The organism is Thermus amyloliquefaciens (assembly GCF_000744885.1).
Lineage (GTDB): Bacteria > Deinococcota > Deinococci > Deinococcales > Thermaceae > Thermus > Thermus amyloliquefaciens.
Genome location: NZ_JQMV01000003.1, coordinates 945,076 through 963,237, shown reverse-complemented (window position 1 = coordinate 963,237; position 18,162 = coordinate 945,076). Strand labels below are relative to the sequence as shown.

The window sequence follows — 18,162 nt, the reverse complement described above, 5'->3', positions numbered from 1 at the left end:
TTATCCCCCGCCCGCCCCGGAGGGGAGAATGACCCTCGCCCGGCCATACCCCAAGGAGGTTTTGGCCCCCACCCCGGCATAAAAGGCGAACCGTCCCAGGGCCCAAAGCCAGGCCAATTCCTCCTCCGTGGCCCTGGGCAGGTGGTAGACCACCCGCCCCACAAACCCCACCGTCTCCACCTCCGCCTCCGCCCGCACCGTCTTCCCCTCAAACCAGCGCACCGTGGTCCTATCCAAAAGGGCCTCCCGCACCCCCGGGGGAGGGGGCAAGGAGGCGGAACCCTCCAGGCGCCGCAGGAGGCTCTCCAGCACCAGCCGGGGTTCGGGAAGGGGGTAGTGCACCCCTTTGCGCCGGAAGAAGGTGGGGCTGAAGAACCTAAGGGGCAGGTCAGGGCCCGGTGGGGCCTGGAACAGCCGGGGGTAGGTGGTGAGGCCCGCCCAGGGGTGGCCCTCCTGCAACACCGCCTTCACCCGGAAGGGCTTGCCCAGGCGGACCCCTTGGCCCTCCAGGGCAAAAAGCCTGGGGGAAAGCCTCCCGTAAAGCTCCTCCCTGAGGAGGGCGATGCGGGCCCAATACTCCCCCTCCTTACCCCCAAAGCCCAGGCTGAAGGGGTTCTCCCCCTGGTCGTGCACCTCCGGGGCCACCTCCTTCAGGAGGCCATAGAAGAAACCCCTAAGGCCCAAGGGCTCCGGGGGAGCCTCCCCCTCCAGCAGCAACACCAAGGAGGCCAGGACCATGCCGCCTTTCTACCATGCCCCTGGGGGCTTGGGTAACGGGGTTAGCGGGCCGTGTTCATACATCACACCAGGCCCACGGGATCCTGTTACCCTGGGATTGCGCCATGGCGGACGGAACCCATCTCGCCCTAGCCTGCCTCCTTCACGACATCGGCAAGCTCCTCCAGCGGGCCTCGTGGGGCGGGGAGGCCCTCAAGGGCAAGGGCAGCCCACGCCACCCCTCCTACAGCGCCGAGTTCGTGGAGCTTTACCGGCACGTCTTCCAACAGGCGGGGGTAGACCCCGGCTGGCTGAAAACCACGGTGAAACGCCACCACGAAGGGTGGAAACTGGAAGAGTTCCAACCCCAAACCCCCGAGGAGTGGTGTGTGGCCCTGGCGGACACCTTTGCCTCCAAGGAGCGGGAGGAGGCCACCCAGGGCCAACCTGGAGGGGTTACCGAAACTCCCCTTCTCTCCATCTTCCACCCCCTGCGGCTCCAGGGCCAAGAGGGCGAGCGCCTGGGCCTGAGCCCGGTGCACGGGAGGGGCGAGGGCCTGAAGCCCGGGGCCCCTTACCCGGAAAGCTGCCCCAACATCCGCAAGGAGGTTTACCACCGCCTCTTTGAAAGGGTGAAGGAGGGCATGGAGGACCTGGCCCGCCGGCCCCCAAAAGACCCCCAGGTCCTCCTCCTCTCCTTGGCGGCCCTCTTCCAGGAGTCCCTGGCCCTGGTGCCCGCCGACACCCAGTCGGAGCCCGACGTAAGCCTTTACGACCACCTGCGCCTCACCGCGGCCATCGCCCACGCCCTTTGGGCCTACCACGGGGGGAAGGCCTCCGTGGCCGACCTGCGCCAGGACGGGGAGAAGTTCCTCCTGGTGGTGGGGGATTTCGGGGGCATCCAGGGGCACATCTACCGCATCGCCGGGGCGGAGACCGGGGTGGGGGGCATCGCCAAGCGCCTGCGGGCGAGGAGCCTCGAGGTGAGCCTGGCCGCGGAGGCCATGGCCTTGGGCCTCCTGCGCCGGATCGGCCTCACCCCCTTAAACCGCCTCATGGGGGCAGGGGGGAAGTTCTACCTCCTCCTCCCCAACACCGAGGAGGCCCGCCGGGCCCTGGAGGAGGCCCAAAGGGCCTGGGGCGAGTGGGCCCTGCGGGGCGGGGCAAGCCTGCTGCCCCACCTGGCCCTTCTGCCCTTCCGGGGCCAGGACTTCCGGGACTTCGCCGCCCTCCTCCGGCGGGCCCACCGGGAGCTGGCCCTGGCCAAGCTTCGGCCCTTCCCCCACCTCCAACGGACGGAGGACACCCTCCGCCAAGCCCTCCGCCCCTGCGCCGCCTGCGGCCTAAGGCCCGCCCGCAAGGACGAGCCCGGAAGCCTCTGCCCGGAGTGCGAGCGGGAGGCAGCCATCGGCAGGCTCCTGCCGCAAAGGGACCGGGTGGGCTTCTTCGTGGAAGAGGCTTTCCCTCCCTTCTTCGGCTTCCCCGGGCTCAAGGCCGCCTTGGGGAAAGGCCCCTTGCCCCAAGCCTGGCACACCTACCGGGCCCAGCCCGACTTCACCCCCGACGGCACCTCCTTTGAGGTGAAGCCCCTCCTGGGCCACCTGCCCACGGTGGCCCACGCCCTTAGGGCCAAGGACATGGACCTCGAGAAATATCGCACCTGGGCTCTGGAGGAGGGGCTTTGGGAGGAGGAAGAGGGCTTAGAAGAGGACCGGCCCCTCACCTTTGGGGAGCTGGCCGCCCTTTCGGAAGGGGTCCCCTACCTGGGCGGGCTCATGCTGGATGCCGACCGCATGGGGGAGGCCTTCGCCACGGGGTTCCGCCGGGAGGACCGGGACCTGGCCACCCCAAGCCGCATCGCCGCCCTTTCCCGGGCCCTGGAGTGGTTCTTCAGCGTGGAGGTGCTGGAGCTCATCCGCAACCCCACCACGTACGCCAAGCGCCTGGGCTGGAACGACCTGGAGGCCAAAGTAAAGGCCCGGCGCTACCCCCTCCTCTACAGCGTCTACTCGGGAGGGGACGACCTCTTCCTCCTGGGCCCTTGGGACGCCCTTCTGGAGTTCGCCCTGGACCTGGAAAGGCTCTACCGGCTCTACACCCGCCACCCCGCCCTCACCCTCTCGGGGGCCTTCCTCCTCTTCGGGCCCAAGACCCCGGTGCCCCAGATGGCCGAGGCCCTCAGGGAGGGGGAAAAGCGGGCCAAGGATGCGGGGCGGGGACGGCTTTACCTCTTCGGGCGGGCGGTGGCCTGGGAGGAACTTAGGGCCCTGAAGCCCTGGCAGGAGGACCTCCGCCGCCACCTGAGGGAAGAAGCGGTGAGCAAGGCCCAGGCTTACCGCTGGCTAACCCTGTGGAAGCAGTTCTGGGCCAAGGACCTGGACGAGGGAGAGCGCATGCGCTACAAGCCCCTTCTGGCCTATGCCCTCCGCCGGGTGCGGGAGAAGGACCAGGGGGCTTGGAAGCGGTATCTGGAGCTTTTAGACCACACGCAACCCGCCTGGACCCACCTGCCGGTCTGGGTCCAGTGGGCCCTATATGGGGAAAGGAGGGGTTGATGCCGGTGTTGGAGTTTTACAAGGACAAGGAAAAGGGGCTTCTGGACCCGGAAATCTTTGCCAGGGCCAAGAGGGTGGCCGAGGAGCTGGTGCGAGAGGGCAAGCTCAGGTCCAGCCAGTTCCGCAACTACTTCGCGGAGCTCAGGGCCCTGGAAAACCGCTTCCAGAAGGAGCGGAAGACGGACGAGGCCACGGCCTTCGCCCGGCTTGTGCCCGAGCTGGAACTCCTGAAGGCCAAGCTGGCCTACAACACCCGCAGCCAGGGGCCTCTGAAGGACGCCAGGGCCTTCGTGAACTTCATGAACGAGGCCCTGGACTCGGGGAAGCGCAGCCCCAAGGACTTTGAAGCCATGATGAAGTACGTGGAGGCGGTGCTGGCCTACTTTTACGCCTCGGGGAAGTGAGGTGGTGAAGATGCAGCTTAGGAAGGTGATCCGCATCCGCGCCCTGCTCCTGGCCAAGACCGGGCTCCGCATCGGCATGAGCCGGGACCAGATGGCCATCGGCGACCTGGACAACCCCGTGATCCGCAACCCCCTCACGGACGAGCCCTACATCCCAGGCTCCAGCCTGAAGGGGAAGCTCCGCTACCTCCTGGAGTGGAGCCTGGGCGGGGACTACATCCTGAAGGCCAAGGACAAGCACGTCTTCGCCTCCGATAACCCCAAGGACCCCGTGGCCCGCATCTTTGGCCTAGCCCCAGAGAATGACACCAAGGCCCTGGAGGTGGCCCGCGAACGCGGGCCCACCCGGCTTCTGGTGCGGGACGCCTACCTCACCCCGGATTCCAAGCAGGAGCTGGAGCGCACCGTGGCCCGGGGCGGGTACCTCACGGAGATCAAGCAGGAGGTCTTCATCCCCCGCCTGGGGGGGAACGCCAACCCCCGCACCACGGAAAGGGTGCCCGCTGGGGCCCGCTTCCAGGTGGAGATGGTCTACCGGGTACTGGACGACCTGGACGAGAAGTACTTCAAGGAATACCTCATGCGGGCCCTCAGGCTCCTGGAGCTGGACGGCCTGGGAGGGCACATCTCCCGCGGATACGGCCAGGTCTACTTCCTGCATCCCTCTAGGCCCCCCGAGGAGCAGGAAGGCCTGGACCTGGCGGAGCGCCTGGACATCCAAGAGGTATCCCTGGCAGGGTAGCGCCATGCGGGCCACCGCCTACTACCTCCGCTTCCGGGGCCCGGTGCGGGCCCTGCCCCGGGCCACCACCCTGCTTGGGCACCTCTTTTGGTGGTACCGCTACACCCACGGCAAGGAGGCCCTGGAAGGGCTACTGGAAAGGCTTCAAGAGACGGACTTCCGCCTCTCCAGCGCCTTCCCGGAGGGCTGGCTCCCAAGGCCCAAGCTCCCGCCCCTTCAGGTGGAGGACACCGACTTGCGCAAGCGGCTGAAGAACCTCTCCCTCCTCTCCTTCGCCACCTTCCAGCAAGTGGCCGAGCGGGGGGAGGAGGCGCTCCTCGAGGCCCCCGAGGCGAAAGAGGAGGAAGGAAGACTCACCCCGCCCATCCCCCGCCGCCTGCGCCGGACGCGGGTGGGCATTGACCGGGGTACGGGCGGGGCCCGCCAGGGGATCCTCTTTGCCCAAGACCTCCTCTTCCCCTCGGGGCGGTATGCGGTGTACGCCCTGGGAGAACCCCCCTTTGACCTAAAGGAGGGCCTGGAGTTTGTGGGGGCCATGGGCTACGGGGGTCTGGCCAGCGTGGGGGCCGGGTGGTTCCTGGTGGAGGAGGTGCGCCCAGTGGACCTGCCCGAAGCCAGGGAGCCCAACGCCTACGTCACCCTCTCCCCTGGGCCCTTGGAGGGGGCCCTCTACTACGAACCCGAGCCCTACTGGGGCCGCCTGGGCGGGGGGTACGTGGGGGCTAGGCCCTTCAAGGCCCCCCATCTGCGGGCCAAGGAGGGTAGCGTGTACCGAAAGCGGGACGGGTTTTTGCTCCTGGACGTGACCCCTTCCGAGCCCCCAGAAATGGGGGTGCGGGTGTGGGAAGCCTTGCAGGTCTTTCCCTTGGGGGTGCGGGTATGAGCTTCCTGGAGGCCTACGCCCTGGAGCTGGAGCTCCTCTCCCCCGTCCACGTGGGCACGGGGGAGGCCTACCCCGCCTACGCCTACGTGCCCGACTTTGAGAACAAGGTCGTCCACCTCCTGGACCCCTCCACCCTCCTCCAGGCCTTCTCCCCAGAGCGGCGGGCAGCCTTCCTGCACAAGGTGGCCGAGGGCCCCAAGGGGGCCCAGGAGGTCTTGCAAAGCCTCTTCCGGGAGGGCCAGGTGCCCAAGGAGGCGGTGGTGCGCACCCTCCCGGCCAGCAGCGCCTTTTTTCATTCCATCCAGGAGGCCACGGAGGAGGCCCATCTGGAGTACCGCCCCCTCCCCTACTCCCCCCTGGGCCCCTACCTGCCGGGCTCCAGCGTCAAAGGTGCCCTTCGCACCGCCTGGCTTTTCTGGCGCCTGATGCAGAGGGGGGAGAACCTGGTGTTTCAAAAACCCATATGGCAGTTCGAAAAGGCCAGGGATGAGGTCCGCATAAGGCCGCCCAGAGACCCCAGTATTTCCCAGAACCAGGAGTTTGAAGGGGTGACCCTTGGGTATGCCTCTTGGGATGAGAAGAGGCGAAGGTACCGCCTGGACCTCTACCGCGACCCCTTCCGCGCGGTGCGGCTCACGGACTCGGGGCCCGGGGAAAGCTTCCTGAACCGCATCGGGGTGTTCCACCCCAAGGGCCAGATGGCGGGCATCCCCATCCTGGCGGAGACCTTCCGCAAGGGGAGCCGCTTCCGCTTCCTCTTCCGGTACCAGGGGGGCTTGGCCCGGCAAGGGGGAGTGGCGGGGGCGGTGCCGCCCTCGGAGCTTAAGAAGGCCCTTAGGGAGTACTACGCCAGGGTGGCGGAGTGGGAACAAGGCTATGCGGAGGATTACGGGCTGGAGAAGGCCCTCGAGGTTTACCGGGAGCTGAAGCAGAGGCTCGAGGACCCCGAGGTCTTTCCCCTCCGGGTGGGCTTCGGCTCGGGAAGGCTGAGCCTCCGCCTGGCCCTCCTCCTCCCCGAGGACCACCCCGAAGGCCAGGAGCCCAAGACCCGCAAGACCATAGGGGCCAAAGACCCCAAGGACGGCTACCCCTTGGGGTGGGCGGTGGGGCGGCTTGTACCCCTCTGAAGGAAGGGAGTCATGGAGAAGCTGATCCTTTCCTTTCTCGGTGTCGGCAACTACCAGGAGGTGCCCTACAGGCTGGACGGGAAGGACTACGCCACCCCCTACACCCAAGAGGCCCTGGCCAAGCACTACCCGGACCACACCCTAAAAGTCCTGCTCACGCAAAAGGCCCGGGAAAAGCATGGGGAGGCCCTGCGGGCCCGGGTACCTTACCAGGAGGTGCCCATCCCCGATGGCCGTACGGAGGAAGAGCTCTGGCGCATCTTCAACGCCATGGCGGAGGCGGTGCCCGGGGAGGCCCGCCTGGTGCTGGACATTTCCCACGGCTTCCGCTCCCAGCCCATCCTGGGCCTGGCGGTGGCCCACTTTCTCCGGGTAGCCAAGGGGGTGGAGGTGGAGCGCATCGTGTACGGGCTCCTCTTGGAGGAGGAAGGTCGCGGAGAGTTTTTGGACCTCACCCCCTTTCTGGAACTCCTCTCTTGGACCGAGGCTGCCCGGGACCTATTCCGCCACGGGTTTGGCCGACCATTGGGAGAACTCCTAAAAGGCCTTCATCGCCAAAGCTGGCTCAGAAGTGAGGCCCAGGTGCGGGCCCTGGGCACCCTGGGCAACACCCTGGACCGGCTGAGCCTTTCCCTGGAACTCCTGCGGGTGCAGGAGGCGGGGGAGCACGCTCGCGGCCTGCTCGAGGCCCTAGAGCGGGTGAAGGAAGACCTCGTCAGCCTGCCCCGCTCCCAACCCCTAGGCCTTCTCCTGGACCTCTTGGAAGGACAGTACCGACCCCTGGCCGTGGAAAACCCCTTCACCCCGGAGGGCCTGCGGGCCCAGGCAGCCATGGTGGACCTCCTGCTCAGGACGGGAAGCCTAGCCCAGGCGGTGGCCCTCATGCGGGAGCTGGTGGTGAGCGTGGTGTGCCTAAAGCGGGGTTTTGACCCCGTGGAGGAACGGGAGGCCGCGGAGAGGCTTTTAGGGGCCTGGAGCAAAAGGGTCCAGACAGGCGCCGAGGACCACCGAAACGCGCTGGGGGAGCTTTGGGGTGAGCTCAGCGAGATCCGGAACGACACCCTGCACGCCAGCATGCGCAAAGGGCCCACGCCAGCGGAAACCCTGGAGAACCGCATCCAAAAGGTATGGCCTAAGGTGCGGGCCCTGGTAGAGGAAACCAGCGCCCCCAACGAGGGTGCCTGAACCCAGGCCGCCGACCGCTGCCACCTCCTTCCCCTGGAGTCTTGGTGCGGCGTCTCCCGGCAAGCGCCGCCACCCTAGGCGCCCACGCATAGACTTTTCCCTTTCTAAACGCTCCCCCACCTCCCGTAGCTCCGCCGCGGCAAGGGCCACCCCTTCACCCGCCGCCACACCGTCCCCAACGGGTTCCAATGCAGACTATTCCGCGGGCCTTCTCTTCTTGCAGCTGGGTGTCCTCCTCAGGGGTCAGGTGGAGGCCAAAAGGGGCTGTCTTGGGGCGAGGATAAGAGGAGGGCACTTAGAAATCCATGTGGATGGGGGCAAAAAGTCAGCCATCGGCTTCCTCCCACGGGCTAAACACCCGCACCGGTACCCCCTCAAAACGCCTCAGGTTGCGGGTGACCAGCACCAACCCGTGCCGCAAGGCCGTAGCCGCCAACATGGCGTCCAGGGGGGAGAGGCTCCTTCCCTCTGCCATGGCCCGCCCGGTGAGCTCCCCCCAGACCTCCATCACCCCCGCGTCCAGGGGGAGGATCCGCCCCGCGAAGCGGCGCTTGAGCCCCTCCAGCCAGGCCTCCAACCGTGGGCGCCGCTCCAAAGGAGCCCGCACCACCCCCTGTGCCAACTCCCCCAGGGTCAGGGCGGAGAGGTAGGCTTCCCCCAGGGGTACAGCCTCCAGCCAAGCCGCCACCTTGGGGTGGGGATCCCGCTTGGCCGCCTCGGAGACCACGTTGGTATCCAAGAGGTAGCTCAAAGCTCCACCTTCCTGAAGGCTATTCCCTCCCTTGTCCCAGGAAAGAGGGCTTCCACCTCCTCGTTGGGGAGGGGCTCTTGGGGGCGGAGGGCCTCCAGAAGGCTGATCTCCTCTCCCGCCAGGCGGGCGTAGACCTCCCAGGAGAGGACCACCACCGCCCTTTTGCCCCGGCGGGTCACCACCTGGGGACCGGAGCGGAGGGCCTCCTCCACCAGCTCGGAGAAGCGGGCCTTGGCCTCTTGCAGCTGCCAGGTCTTGCCCACGGCCTCAGTCTAGCATAACTGGTCAGACCAGTCATGGAGGAGTTCGGTCTTGGACACCCCCTGCGGGAGCATTGGGGCTTTTTGTGGAAGCGTGGGGCTCTATGCGGTGTAGCGGCCAAGCTTGGCCCCTGGTATAGGATGGCCCCATGCGCCTCATCGGCATCGCCACCCAGTACCGCCAAAGCGAGGGCCTCATGAGCCGGAGGTTTTGGGGCCTATTGGAGTTCTACCTGGAGGCCCTTGCCACCCAGGGGTTGGCCCACGTCCTCCTGCCCCCGCAGGAGCCAGAGGCCCTGGAGCGCATCCTCCCGCATCTGGACGGCCTTCTCCTTCCTGGGGGTGGGGATGTGGACCCCGCCCGCTACGGGGAGGAGCCCCACCCACGCTTGGGAGAAGTGAGCCCGGAAAGGGATGCCCACGAGATTTTCCTGGCCCGCTACGCCGCGGAGCGGGGCCTCCCTATCCTCGGGGTTTGCCGAGGTGTTCAGGTGATGAACGTGGCGCTGGGGGGGACGCTTTACCAGGACCTCGAGGCCCAAGGTTTCAAGGAAGTCCAGCACTACCAGAAAAGCCCCCCACCCGCCCTTGCCCACACCGCGCGTCAGGTGGCGGCAAGTCCCCTCTCCCGGCTCTTTCCCCAGGCCTTCCGCGTCAACTCCTACCACCACCAGGGGCTGAAGGACTTGGGCAAAGGCCTGAAACCCGTGGCGGTGGCCCCCGATGGCCTGGTGGAGGCGGTGGTCCTGGAGGGCCATCCCCTCTTCCTGGGCGTGCAGTGGCACCCGGAGCTCCTTAGGGAACACTGGGATCTTTTCGCCCTCCTCAAGGGTTAACTGCCCTGCACAAAGCTTGCTCTATCGGCCAACACCAAGGCGGCTCGCCCGTGATCTTTCTGTAGCCCCGCCCAAGCCAGGGCGGGGCCGCTGGCCGTTCACCTCCGGTTCACGCGGAAGTCCTTCTCCCTTCACCCTTCCCCGCCTACCCTAGGGGCGACCCTGGGAAGGGTCAGAAAGGAGAAGGCCATGAAAGGCAAGGCAGGGTTGGTGCTGGCAGGACTGGTGGCGATTGGGTTGGCGCTCGCGTACGGACCTCGGGCTGGCTTCGGTGTGGGCACGCCGCAGGCAGGCGTTACGGTGGGCCTGGCGGGCACCCTTCACGACGAGGCGGCTTCGCTCCTGGGCCTCACCCCCGAGGAGCTCATCGCCTTGCACCAGCAGGGCAAGACCCTGGCCCAGATCGCCCAGGAGCTGGGGGTAGACCCGGCCAAGCTGGAGGCGCAGCTGGTGGAGGCCCGCAATGCCGCCATTGACCAGGCGGTGCAGGCCGGCGCCCTAAACGAGGCCCAGGCCACCTTGATGAAGGCCCGCACCCAGGCGGTGGTCAAGGCCATGCTCCAGCGGGAAGTAGGGCCGGTTGGGGGCTTCGCCTACGGCCCCGCCTTCGGCGCCCAGGCTTACGGCCAGCGCACCGGGCAACCCGTGGCCCCGGGCGCGCCCCAGGGACCCGGCTACCCCACGTGCCCCTACTTCCCACAGGGCGGTAGCTTTGGACCCTTCGGCCCTTGGTGGGGTAGGTGAGCCCCGGTAAGGGGCCTCCCCCTGAAGGGGAGGCCCCTTGCTCTAGGCTAAGGGTATGCCGGGGGAGCTGGTGTTGGTGGTGGAGGACGAACCCCAGATTGCGGACACCCTAGAGCGCTACCTTCGGGCCAACGGTTTCCGCACGGAGCGGGCAGGGGACGGGGAAAGGGCCCTGGAGCTCTGGCGGAGGGCGCGCCCCGACTTGATCCTTTTGGACCTTATGCTCCCCAAGCTGGAGGGCCTCGAGGTCCTGAAGCGCATTCGCCAGGCGGACAAAACCCCCATCATCGTCCTCACCGCCAAGGCGGAGGAGGTGGACCGGCTTCTGGGGCTGGAGCTGGGGGCGGACGACTACGTGGTGAAGCCCTTCAGCCCCCGGGAGGTGGTGGCCCGGGTGAAGGCGGTGCTGAGGCGGGCCCAAGGCCTGGTGCGCCCTCCAAGCCACGTGCGGGCCGGTCCCTTGGAGGTGGACATGGAAGCCCTGCGCGCCCGCTGCGGGGGAAAGGAACTTTCCCTCACCCCCTTTCAGGTGCGCCTTCTCTACCTGCTGGTGGCGCAGGCGGGAAGGGCCGTGACCCGGGAAGAGCTCCTGGCAGGGCTCGGGAGCGAAGCCGATGAGCGCACCGTGGACGCCCACGTGAAAAACCTCCGGGCCCGCTTGGGCCCCTGCGCCGGGCTTTTGGAAACCGTACGCGGCTACGGCTACCGCCTGAAGGAGGACGCATGAGCCTCACCGCCCGCCTTGCCTTGGCCATGGCCCTGGTAGCCCTTTTGGTGGCGGGGCTCTCCGGGTTCCTGGCCTACCGGGCCGCCTCCAGCCACCTAGAACGGGCCATGGCCCTGGGGCTGGGTCCAGCCGCTCCTGCCCCCCGGCTGGGCCTCCGGGAACGCCGCATCCTGCAGGAGCTACGCGGAGCTGTGGCGGTATCCTCCGGCGCCGCCCTGCTTATGGGCCTAGGGGCCGGGCTCCTCCTGGCCTTGGGGCTGGTGCGTCCCGTGCGAGAGCTTGCCCAAACCGCTGAGGCCTACCGCCGGGGGGACCGCACCCGCCGGGCCCAGGTGCAGGGGCAAGACGAGGTGGCAGGGCTGGCCCAAAGCTTTAACCAGCTTTTGGATGAGCTTGCCCGGAAGGAGGCAGAGGAAAAGCGGCTCCTCGCCGACATCGCCCACGACCTGCGTACCCCCCTCACCGTGCTCCAGGGAGACCTCGAGGCCCTGGAGGACGGCCTCCTCCCCTGCACCCCGGAGCACCTCCGCCGCCTTCAGGAGGAGGTACGGCTCCTGGGGCGGTTGGTGGAGGACCTGCGCCTCCTCACCCTGGCGGAAAGCGGTGGCCTGCGGCTTACCCCCGAGCGCCTGGACGCCCAGAGCCTGGTGCGAGGGGTTCTGGAGGCCCATGCCGCCAAAGCCGCGGCCAAGGGGGTGGACCTCCAGCTCCGCGGCAAAGCCCCTCCCCTGCTTGCGGACCGGGAAGCCCTCCAGCGGGTGCTCCACAACCTCCTGGACAACGCTATCCGGCACACCCCGGCAGGGGGACGGGTGGAGGTGTCCTTGGAGGAGGAGGGGTCAGGGGTGCGCCTAGCGGTGTGGGACACCGGACCCGGCCTGAAACCGGGGGAGGAAGAAAGGGTCTTCCAGCGTTTTTACCGGGGCGACCCCGCCCGCGGCCGCGGCGGCAGCGGGCTTGGCCTTTCCATCGCCAAGAGCCTGGTGGAAGCCATGGGGGGCCGCATCCAGGCGGGCAACCACCCCGAGGGCGGAGCCTTGTTTGTCCTCTGGCTTCCCCGGGGGGACGATGTTTACGCCCCGTTTACGCCGGGAGGGTAGCCTGGGCCTCGGGGGGTGAAACATGGGCAAGAGGCTCATCCTTTTCTGGAGCATGGTTCTCCTCGCCGCATGCCAGCTCGGGCCCCAGGCGGGGCAGGAGTACCAGGCCGTGGGGGTGCTGGGGGGCACGCCGGAGCGGCCCACCCTGATGGGTAAGGCCCTGGATACCTCCGGGGCCAGCCTGACCAAGGAAGGGGAGGCCTTCACTGGAACCCTGCTCCCTGGCATGGTGGTCCAGGTGTCCGGCCAGGACCTGGGCTCCACGGTGCGCGTAGCCAGCCTGGACGTTCGTGTGGAGCTAAAGGGTCCCATCACCGCCCTGGACCCGATGGCCGGGACCCTCGAGGTCCTAGGGCAAGGGGTACAGACCGACGCCAACACCCGGATCTACGAGAAGGCAGGGGGTGTGTACCGCACCCTGTTGCTCAGCGACCTAAGGGTGGGGGACGTGGTGGAGGTGCACGGAACGGCCACGGCCTCCGGCGTCCTGGCCTCCTACATTGAGCGCTACCCCGCCGCTACCCAGGGGGTGGAGCTGGAAGGCCAGGCCACCGGGCTGGACCCTGCGGCCATGACCTTCCTCCTGAACGGGTACGTGGTGGACTACTCCGGAGCCCGCGTGACGGGCACACCTAAAGAAGGCGCATGGGTAGAGGTCAAGGGCATTCTCTCCGGAACCACCATCCAAGCCAGCAAGGTGGAGTTTAAGACCTCGGGGCATAACGGATACGGGGCCTCGAGGCGCCTGGAGCTGGAAGGCCCCATCCAGGCCCTGGACGAGACGGCCAAGACCTTCCAGCTTCTTGGGTACCTGGTGGACTACCGTGGGGCCACCGTGGTGGGCACCCTCTCCGAGGGTGTCTACGTGGAGGCGAAGGGGCAGCTGGATCCCGCCAATCCCAGCCTTCTCCACGCCCAGTTGGTGAAGGTGAAATACCCCGGCTCCCGTCCCCCCAAGGCCGAGGCAAAGGGGCAGGTCACCGCCATTGACCCCGCGGCCTACACCTTTGAGCTGGGCTCCCTCCGCTTCTATGTGGACAGCCGCACGGTCCTCAAGCGGGACGACCCTGACGGACCCATCGCCTTTGCGGATATAAGGGTGGGCGACCACGCCGAGGTCCGCTACGACCCCTCCACCCTTGACGCCGATGGCCGCTTCTATGCGGTGAAGGTGGAGATCAAAGGCACCGGCGGGGAAAATGGAACTTCTGAGTGGGAAGGCCCGGCTTCGGCGGTGGACCGCACCGCTTATACCTTCCAGCTCCTGGGTTATCTGGTGACCACAAGCCCCACCACCCGCTTTGAAGCCCAGGACCGCTACCTGAGCCAAGGGGAGTTCTTCTCCCTCCTGCAGGAGGGGGACCGCGTGGAGGTCAAGGGTACCCTGTCTGGGGGGGTGATCTCCGCAGAAAAAGTGGAGCTCAAGCGGCGCTAGGAGGGGGCTTGTGGGGGCGGGGCCATTAGCCCCGCCCCCCCGCTTACGGGGCATTTACGAAGGGCCTCTAACCTCAAGGCGAGGAGGTGGAAGGAATGCGCTGGTTGACGCTCCTTTTCACCCTGGGATGGGCCTTGGCCGCGGGATACCAGGTGCAAGGGGAAGCCGTGTACGAAGCCCGTGCCCCCCTCGGAGCCTTCCAAGGGGTCAATCCCACCCTGAGGGGGAAGGTGGTCTTTGACCTCACCACGGGCCAGCTCCAGGGAAGGGTGTGCCTGGACCTCACCGCCTGGGACTCCAAGGAGCCCCTGCGGGACCGGCACACCCGCGACATGTTCCAGGTGGACCGCTACCGGGAAGCCTGTCTGGAGATCACCGGCTACGATGCGCAGAAGGGGCTGGTGCTGGGCACCCTGAGCCTGCACGGGGTGGAAAGAAAGGTGGCCTGGCCCCTCCGCTACGAGCTGGAGGAGGGAGGGAAACGGGCCCGCTTTGCTGGGGAGTTTGAGCTCCTGCTGAGCGACTTCGGGCTCAAGGCCCCAAGCTTCATGGGGATGCGGGTCCAGGACCGGGTGGTGGTGCGGGTCAAGGGCCAGGGGGTGGCCCAGTGAAGCGCTTTTGGTGGCTTCTCCTGGCGGGGCTCGCCCTGGCTGGGGAAGGCGAGCGCTACCTTTACGTCCGATGGGACGCGGAGAAGGGCCAGGCCCTCCTTTCCAACGGCACGCCCCTGCCCCCGGGGGTCTCCCTCCTCCCGGGGCAGTACGTGGAGTGGGAAGGGGGGCGGCTTAAGCCCAAAGGGCAGTGGCAACCCCCGCAGGACCTGGTGCGGGTGTACACCCCCCGGGAGGCAAGCCGGGTGGTCTTCAGCCACGAGCGGCACTTCGCGGCCCTAGGGGCCAAGGGGAGCACCTGCGAGACCTGCCACACGGCCTTAGACAAGAACAAGACCTGGAAAAGCCTGGCCCCAAGCCCGGCCCTCGAGGCCCACAGCCCTACCTCGCTGGGACGTTTCTGCGCCACCTGCCACGACGGCAGGACCCGCCCCGCCTCCTTGGAGGGAGGCCGAAGCCCCCTAAAAGACCCCATTTTTACCGCCTTTGGGCGGAGGGGGGACGCCTTCTGCTCGCAGTGCCACGCCCCCAAGGACCATGGGCTAGACTTTACCCAGGGCCATGGGGACAAGGTGGAACATGGCGGCGCCAGGGAGTGCGCCGCCTGCCACCGGGGGGTGTACGCCTTCCCTTCTCAGGAGGCCCAGCAGGTGCGGGCCTTCCAGAAGGCCCAGCTGGACCTCATCCGCAACCCCGAGGACGAAAAGGCCTTTAATGTGGTCCTCCCCGCCAACTTCTGCGCCTACTGCCACGGGCTGGACGGAAAGGCTTGGAATAGGAAAGACTGAAGGAGGTACCCATGCGTGAGGTTTTGGTGAAGCGGTTTCCCGACCTTGTGGCCCTCTTCACCGCCATGGGTTTCCTAACCCTCCTAGCGGAGCTTCTTCTTACCGGGCACACCGAAGGCATCCAGGCCCTGGCGCCCCTGGCGGCGGGCATGGGAGCAGGAGCAGTCCTCCTAGGCCTTTGGGTGCGGGGAGGGTGGCTTTGGGCCGTGGGCCTACTCCTCCTCGTGGGCGGCACAGGGCTTGTGGGCCTTGTCCAGCATGTGGAAGAGGCCCTGGAAGCCCTGGCGCCGGCCACGGTCCAACTGGTTGACGAGGAAGGGAGGGAATACCCCGCCTACCCTGGGCTAGGGGAACAAGGGGAAAAGGAGACCCCTCCCCCACCCCTGGCCCCCCTAGCCCTAAGCGGCCTCGGGCTTCTCGGGGCCATGGCCCTTTACGTGCGCCGGCCATGAGGGTATTGGTGGTGGAAGACGAACCCGGGATTCTGGAACCCATCCTGGCCCTCCTGCGGCGGGAGCGGTACGAGGGCCTCGGGGCCAGGAACCTGGAGGAAGCCTGGGATCTCCTGGCCGAGGGGGAGCCCGACGTGCTCATCCTGGACATCATGCTGCCCGAGGGGGAGGACGCGGGTTTCCGCTTCGCCGAGGCCCTGCGCCAGGGGGGCTTCCGCGGGGGCATCCTCTTCCTCACCGCCAGGGATGCCCTCCAGGACCGCATCCATGGCCTGGAGCTCGGCGGGGACGACTACCTGGTGAAACCCTTCCACCTGGAGGAGCTCCTGGCACGGGTCAAGGCCCTGGCCCGTAGGAATGCCGATTTCAAGGGGCGCCTCCTGCGGAGGGGTCCTCTGGAGGTGGACCTGGTGGCCAGACGGGTAACCCTGGGCGGAAAGGAGGTGGCCCTCTCCCCCAAGGCCTTTGCCCTGCTGGAGCTTTTGGCGCAAAACCCTGACAGGACCTATAGCCGTGAGGAACTCCTCCAGCGGCTCTTTCCGGGAGCGGAAACGGATGCGGTGCTCCGGGTGTACGTGCAAAAGCTCCGCCAGACCCTTGCTCCTTGGGTGGTGGAACGGGTACCCGGGGGGTACCGGCTGGGAAAACCATGAGCCTCAGGGCCCGCTTAGCCTATGCCTTCTTCCTCCTGGCCGCCGCCGTGGGCCTCCTTTCCCTCCTCCTGGGGTACGTGGTCTTCCGCAACCTGGTGGAACGGGACATCGCCTTGGACCTCTCGGAGGTGACGGGGCGGGTCCTGAAAGCCTTGGAGCTCACCGAAACAGGCCCCAGGCTCCGGCAGGGGGATGTCTTCCTGGGTACCCACTATGCCTTCGGCTTCCGTCTGTCCCGGGATGGGGTGCCCATCCTGGAGGGGGGTTTTTCCCCCGAGGAAGGGGAGGCCTGGCGCACGGCCAAGGTCCCCTGGAAGGAGTACACCCTGGAGGTCTACCTCCGGGTTGAGGAGTACCAGCGAGCCCTTGGCACCTACCTCAGGGCAAGCCTGAGCCTCCTCTTGCCCCTTCTGCTCCTTGCGGCCCTCCTCGGGTCCTACTTCGCCAGCGTTCTTTCCAAGCCGCTCCAGGAGCTGGCCCAGGCGGTGGAAAACCTCTCTGCCCTGCGCTTTCCCAACCCCCTGGCCCCAGTCGGGGAGCGGGAACTCGCCCAGGTTATCCACAGCTTCAACCGCCTGGTGGAGGCGGTCCGGGGAGCGCTGGAACGGGAAAGGCTCCTCACCCGCTACGCATCCCACGAACTCCGAAGCCCCCTGGCGGTGCTACGGAGCCAGGTGGAGGCGCTCAAGGGAGGCCTTCTCCCCCTGGAAGAGGTCCTCCCCCACCTGGAAAGCGCCCTGGCCCGCATGGAGAGGACCCTCGAGGGGCTTCTGGCCCTCAGCCGGGCAGAGGGGGACCTGGAAGTGGACCTGATCCCCCTGGAGCTTACGAGCTTCCTGAGGGACTATCTAAAGGGTCAGGAGGGAGTGCGGTTTCAGCGCCTTCCCTCCCCCGAAGTCAGCGCGGGACCCGGCCAAGAGGAGCCGGGACTTGCGCAGGAACTCTGGGTCCTGGCTCACCCCCTCTTGCTGGAGCGCATCCTGGACAACCTCTTGGAAAACGCCCTCCGCCACGGGGCACCCCCGATGGAGATCGGGCTTGGCGCTGGGAGGGAGGAGGTGGTGTTGGAGGTCAGGGACCATGGGCCCGGGGTTAGGGAGGAGGCCCTACCCCACCTGACACGGCCCTTTTTCCGGGAGCACAAAGGAGGAGAAGGGCTGGGCCTGGGCTTGGCCTTGGTGGAGCAAGGGGTGAAGCGCCTGGGCGGGAAACTGGAAGCGGAAAACGCCCGCCCGGGCTTACGGATACGCATTAGGCTTCCGAGGTGGCGCGGTGAGGCGGCGGACCTTTCTCGCTAAGCTCCTCCCCCTGGCCGTGATCTTCTTGGCCCCGGCGTGGGGAGAAGAGGAGAAGAAGGGAAGCAAGGAGAAAAAAAAGGGTGAGGAGGAGAAAAAGGGCAGGGACGAGGTTAAGGCGGAAAACCGGCCCGCCCCCCGCTACTACGGCCGGGTAGAGGGGGTTGAGGCGGACACCCTCTGGGTTGGTGGCCGGGCCCTGCGGGTGCACACCCCCCTTCTCCCCTACCTGGCCCCCGGCATGGTGGTGGAGGTGGGCCCAGAAGGCCTTGTCGTGCTGAACCCGGCCGCCTGGGCCTACTACCAGGGTCCCGGAAGCCTGGTGGGCCTGGGGGAGGGACCCGTGCGGGTCTGGTGGGGGGAGGACGGAGCCCCCTGGCGGGTCCTACCCGGGTACGGCGAACAGGCCTCCTTGGTGGCGAGGTACCAACGAGGCACGTGGCAAGCGGTGCCCAAGGGCCTCAACCTCCCCCGCCCGCCTCAGGACGGATGGTGGCTTTTGGCCCTGGTGGGCAAAACCGCGAGGCTTATCCAGCGGCTTGAGTAAAGGGGCTAAGTGCCCACGCATAAACCTTGCCCCACCCCCCTCTCCAAACGCTCCCCCAACTCCCGCAACTCCGCCACACTCCCATAGCTCCGCCACGGCAAGGACCACCTCCTCCCATGGCTTCCCCACGGGCACGTACCGCGTCCGCTTCCACCGGCACCCCAGGACCAGGAGCTTCCGCCTCACCGTCTCTGGGTGGAAGCGCATCCGCAAGCGCCTCTCCAGGGCCTCCAGGAGCAGGAAGAGACCAGGCCTGCCCTGGGACAAAAGCTCCTGCAGGTCTTGGACCTGGGGGCCTTGCCGTCCGCCAGCCCATGGACCCCTCCCACCTCAGGTCCCGCCGGGCCGTG

Annotated in this window: 20 protein-coding genes; 17 read left to right on the top strand and 3 right to left on the bottom strand. The window is 67.3% G+C overall.

Annotated elements, in window-relative coordinates:
- Complete coding sequence (gene cas6 / locus BS74_RS05315) at positions 1 to 738, bottom strand: CRISPR-associated endoribonuclease Cas6 (RefSeq protein ID WP_038056708.1); 738 nt, start codon at positions 736 to 738, stop codon at positions 1 to 3.
- 104 nt (positions 739 to 842) lie between these two features.
- Here cas6 and cas10 point away from each other — a divergent pair, with 104 nt between their 5' ends.
- Genes cas10 through BS74_RS05285 form a run of 6 tightly spaced genes read left to right on the top strand, consistent with a single transcriptional unit; the run spans position 843 to position 7,613 of the window.
- Entirely contained in the window at positions 843 to 3,272 is a 2,430-nt protein-coding gene (gene cas10, locus BS74_RS05310) for a type III-A CRISPR-associated protein Cas10/Csm1 (protein WP_038056706.1), read from the top strand.
- Complete coding sequence (csm2, locus tag BS74_RS05305; RefSeq protein WP_038056705.1) at positions 3,272 to 3,676, top strand: type III-A CRISPR-associated protein Csm2; 405 nt, start codon at positions 3,272 to 3,274, stop codon at positions 3,674 to 3,676. The genes cas10 and csm2 overlap by 1 nt, the downstream gene beginning before the upstream one ends.
- A 10-nt stretch (positions 3,677 to 3,686) precedes the next feature.
- Positions 3,687 to 4,418, top strand: a complete 732-nt coding sequence (gene csm3, locus BS74_RS05300; RefSeq protein ID WP_038058899.1) for a type III-A CRISPR-associated RAMP protein Csm3 — start codon at positions 3,687 to 3,689, stop codon at positions 4,416 to 4,418.
- Between the two features lie 4 nt (positions 4,419 to 4,422).
- Entirely contained in the window at positions 4,423 to 5,301 is an 879-nt protein-coding gene (gene csm4, locus BS74_RS05295) for a type III-A CRISPR-associated RAMP protein Csm4 (protein ID WP_038056697.1), read from the top strand.
- A complete protein-coding gene (gene csm5 / locus BS74_RS05290; protein ID WP_038056695.1) occupies positions 5,298 to 6,428 on the top strand; it encodes a type III-A CRISPR-associated RAMP protein Csm5 in 1,131 nt (376 codons plus the stop codon). The genes csm4 and csm5 overlap by 4 nt, the downstream gene beginning before the upstream one ends.
- A gap of 12 nt (positions 6,429 to 6,440) precedes the next feature.
- Positions 6,441 to 7,613 (top strand): TM1812 family CRISPR-associated protein, encoded by a 1,173-nt coding sequence (locus BS74_RS05285; protein WP_038056693.1) that lies wholly within the window; start codon positions 6,441 to 6,443, stop codon positions 7,611 to 7,613.
- 325 nt (positions 7,614 to 7,938) lie between these two features.
- On the opposite strand, the gene BS74_RS05280 is transcribed toward BS74_RS05285, so the two are convergent.
- Together BS74_RS05280 and BS74_RS05275 are read right to left on the bottom strand one after the other, a co-directional pair.
- Positions 7,939 to 8,364, bottom strand: a complete 426-nt coding sequence (locus tag BS74_RS05280; RefSeq protein ID WP_081914561.1) for a type II toxin-antitoxin system VapC family toxin — start codon at positions 8,362 to 8,364, stop codon at positions 7,939 to 7,941.
- Positions 8,361 to 8,627 (bottom strand): type II toxin-antitoxin system Phd/YefM family antitoxin, encoded by a 267-nt coding sequence (locus BS74_RS05275; RefSeq protein ID WP_038056690.1) that lies wholly within the window; start codon positions 8,625 to 8,627, stop codon positions 8,361 to 8,363. Before BS74_RS05275 ends, BS74_RS05280 begins: the two co-directional genes overlap by 4 nt.
- A gap of 146 nt (positions 8,628 to 8,773) precedes the next feature.
- On the opposite strand from BS74_RS05275, the gene BS74_RS05270 reads away from it, so the two are divergent.
- From BS74_RS05270 to BS74_RS05220, 11 genes are all read left to right on the top strand, one after another.
- Positions 8,774 to 9,460, top strand: a complete 687-nt coding sequence (locus BS74_RS05270) for a gamma-glutamyl-gamma-aminobutyrate hydrolase family protein (protein ID WP_038056688.1) — start codon at positions 8,774 to 8,776, stop codon at positions 9,458 to 9,460.
- Positions 9,461 to 9,649: 189 nt separating this feature from the next.
- Positions 9,650 to 10,204 (top strand): hypothetical protein, encoded by a 555-nt coding sequence (locus tag BS74_RS11480; RefSeq protein WP_185747699.1) that lies wholly within the window; start codon positions 9,650 to 9,652, stop codon positions 10,202 to 10,204.
- A 55-nt stretch (positions 10,205 to 10,259) separates the two neighbouring features.
- The gene (locus tag BS74_RS05260) at positions 10,260 to 10,931 is read left to right on the top strand and encodes a response regulator transcription factor (RefSeq protein WP_038056686.1); all 672 of its coding nucleotides are present in this window, start codon (positions 10,260 to 10,262) and stop codon (positions 10,929 to 10,931) included.
- Positions 10,928 to 12,031 (top strand): HAMP domain-containing sensor histidine kinase, encoded by a 1,104-nt coding sequence (locus tag BS74_RS05255; protein WP_051946757.1) that lies wholly within the window; start codon positions 10,928 to 10,930, stop codon positions 12,029 to 12,031. Before BS74_RS05260 ends, BS74_RS05255 begins: the two co-directional genes overlap by 4 nt.
- Before the next feature lie 22 nt (positions 12,032 to 12,053).
- Positions 12,054 to 13,466, top strand: a complete 1,413-nt coding sequence (locus tag BS74_RS05250) for a DUF5666 domain-containing protein (protein ID WP_038056684.1) — start codon at positions 12,054 to 12,056, stop codon at positions 13,464 to 13,466.
- Positions 13,467 to 13,561: 95 nt separating this feature from the next.
- Positions 13,562 to 14,077, top strand: a complete 516-nt coding sequence (locus BS74_RS05245) for a YceI family protein (RefSeq protein ID WP_038056682.1) — start codon at positions 13,562 to 13,564, stop codon at positions 14,075 to 14,077.
- Entirely contained in the window at positions 14,074 to 14,865 is a 792-nt protein-coding gene (locus tag BS74_RS05240) for a cytochrome c3 family protein (protein ID WP_038056680.1), read from the top strand. The genes BS74_RS05245 and BS74_RS05240 overlap by 4 nt, the downstream gene beginning before the upstream one ends.
- An 11-nt stretch (positions 14,866 to 14,876) precedes the next feature.
- Entirely contained in the window at positions 14,877 to 15,317 is a 441-nt protein-coding gene (locus tag BS74_RS05235) for a hypothetical protein (protein WP_038056678.1), read from the top strand.
- Positions 15,314 to 15,970, top strand: coding sequence for a response regulator transcription factor (locus BS74_RS05230; protein ID WP_038056675.1), 657 nt, complete (start codon positions 15,314 to 15,316; stop codon positions 15,968 to 15,970). The genes BS74_RS05235 and BS74_RS05230 overlap by 4 nt, the downstream gene beginning before the upstream one ends.
- The gene (locus BS74_RS05225) at positions 15,967 to 17,268 is read left to right on the top strand and encodes a HAMP domain-containing sensor histidine kinase (RefSeq protein WP_038056673.1); all 1,302 of its coding nucleotides are present in this window, start codon (positions 15,967 to 15,969) and stop codon (positions 17,266 to 17,268) included. The genes BS74_RS05230 and BS74_RS05225 overlap by 4 nt, the downstream gene beginning before the upstream one ends.
- Positions 17,243 to 17,812 (top strand): hypothetical protein, encoded by a 570-nt coding sequence (locus BS74_RS05220; protein ID WP_038056671.1) that lies wholly within the window; start codon positions 17,243 to 17,245, stop codon positions 17,810 to 17,812. Before BS74_RS05225 ends, BS74_RS05220 begins: the two co-directional genes overlap by 26 nt.
- Positions 17,813 to 18,162 lie beyond the last annotated feature (350 nt).

Bases quoted from the DNA above. Each gene is read 5' to 3' on its own strand.
- BS74_RS05230 (WP_038056675.1), top strand. From the start codon at position 15,314: ATGAGGGTATTGGTGGTGGAAGACGAACCCGGGATTCTGGAACCCATC.
- BS74_RS05235 (WP_038056678.1), top strand. From the start codon at position 14,877: ATGCGTGAGGTTTTGGTGAAGCGGTTTCCCGACCTTGTGGCCCTCTTC.
- csm5 (WP_038056695.1), top strand. From the start codon at position 5,298: ATGAGCTTCCTGGAGGCCTACGCCCTGGAGCTGGAGCTCCTCTCCCCC.
- BS74_RS05270 (WP_038056688.1), top strand. From the start codon at position 8,774: ATGCGCCTCATCGGCATCGCCACCCAGTACCGCCAAAGCGAGGGCCTC.
- BS74_RS05255 (WP_051946757.1), top strand. From the start codon at position 10,928: ATGAGCCTCACCGCCCGCCTTGCCTTGGCCATGGCCCTGGTAGCCCTT.
- csm4 (WP_038056697.1), top strand. From the start codon at position 4,423: ATGCGGGCCACCGCCTACTACCTCCGCTTCCGGGGCCCGGTGCGGGCC.
- BS74_RS05225 (WP_038056673.1), top strand. From the start codon at position 15,967: ATGAGCCTCAGGGCCCGCTTAGCCTATGCCTTCTTCCTCCTGGCCGCC.
- BS74_RS05285 (WP_038056693.1), top strand. From the start codon at position 6,441: ATGGAGAAGCTGATCCTTTCCTTTCTCGGTGTCGGCAACTACCAGGAG.
- cas10 (WP_038056706.1), top strand. From the start codon at position 843: ATGGCGGACGGAACCCATCTCGCCCTAGCCTGCCTCCTTCACGACATC.
- BS74_RS05260 (WP_038056686.1), top strand. From the start codon at position 10,260: ATGCCGGGGGAGCTGGTGTTGGTGGTGGAGGACGAACCCCAGATTGCG.
- BS74_RS05250 (WP_038056684.1), top strand. From the start codon at position 12,054: ATGGGCAAGAGGCTCATCCTTTTCTGGAGCATGGTTCTCCTCGCCGCA.
- BS74_RS05245 (WP_038056682.1), top strand. From the start codon at position 13,562: ATGCGCTGGTTGACGCTCCTTTTCACCCTGGGATGGGCCTTGGCCGCG.
- csm2 (WP_038056705.1), top strand. From the start codon at position 3,272: ATGCCGGTGTTGGAGTTTTACAAGGACAAGGAAAAGGGGCTTCTGGAC.
- BS74_RS11480 (WP_185747699.1), top strand. From the start codon at position 9,650: ATGAAAGGCAAGGCAGGGTTGGTGCTGGCAGGACTGGTGGCGATTGGG.
- cas6 (WP_038056708.1), bottom strand. From the start codon at position 738: ATGGTCCTGGCCTCCTTGGTGTTGCTGCTGGAGGGGGAGGCTCCCCCG.
- csm3 (WP_038058899.1), top strand. From the start codon at position 3,687: ATGCAGCTTAGGAAGGTGATCCGCATCCGCGCCCTGCTCCTGGCCAAG.